Origin of the sequence: Acinetobacter stercoris, assembly GCF_900323515.1 — a bacterium.
In the GTDB taxonomy this organism is placed as follows: domain Bacteria; phylum Pseudomonadota; class Gammaproteobacteria; order Pseudomonadales; family Moraxellaceae; genus Acinetobacter; species Acinetobacter stercoris.
Window position 1 is genome coordinate 1 of the sequence record NZ_OOGT01000432.1, and the last position, 816, is coordinate 816.

Annotated in this window: 1 protein-coding gene and 1 pseudogene; both read left to right on the plus strand. The window is 51.7% G+C overall.

The annotated features are described in order from the left end of the window. Positions 1 to 4: 4 nt before the first annotated feature. Positions 5 to 337, plus strand: a pseudogene (locus KPC_RS20990) (hypothetical protein); the annotation flags it as partial. Positions 338 to 625: 288 nt separating this feature from the next. Further along, positions 626 to 816: hypothetical protein (locus KPC_RS20995; RefSeq protein ID WP_456049188.1), on the plus strand; the 191-nt coding region annotated here is incomplete at its 3' end.

Consider the following 816-nt stretch of genomic DNA (forward strand, 5'->3'; position numbering starts at 1 on the left):
CTAGAGTAATGGCTTAAGCATCACAGGTGGCCCAAGTATCACCACGGCAGGCATTGATGCAGCGGGTAAAAAGATCAGTAATGTTGCTGATGGTACAGCAGCCAGTGATGCAGTGAATGTCAGTCAGTTAACTGCAGCGAGTGCAGCCAGCGATGCCAGAACCGATGCTTTAGGTACCAGTACCGCCAGTAACCTGGGCGGTGGTGCAAGCTATGATGCGACAACGGGTGAGATCAGTGCACCAAACTACAGCGTAACCACTAATCCGAATGAAGCCGGTGCGACAACGACGGTTCACAATGTNGGNGATGCAATCAATAGCTTAACGACTGCAGTGACTACACCGCTNACCTTTACAGGGGATAGTGGTAGCTCGGTGAATAAACTTGGCTCGACATTGTCAGTGCTTGGGGATGGGAACATCACGACAACGGCAAGTCAGGGCCAGATCGCAGTGAGCCTGAATAAAACCCTGACAGGCCTGACCAGCATCAGCACGGGCAATACCTTTATTGACAGTAATGGCTTAAGCATCACAGGTGGCCCAAGTATCACCACGGCAGGCATTGATGCAGCGGGTAAAAAGATCAGTAATGTTGCTGATGGTACAGCAGCCAGTGATGCAGTGAATGTCAGTCAGTTAACTGCAGCGAGTGCAGCCAGCGATGCCAGAACCGATGCTTTAGGTACCAGTACCGCCAGTAACCTGGGCGGTGGTGCAAGCTATGATGCGACAACGGGTGAGATCAGTGCACCAAACTACAGCGTAACCACTAATCCGAATGAAGCCGGTGCGACAACGACGGTTCACAATGT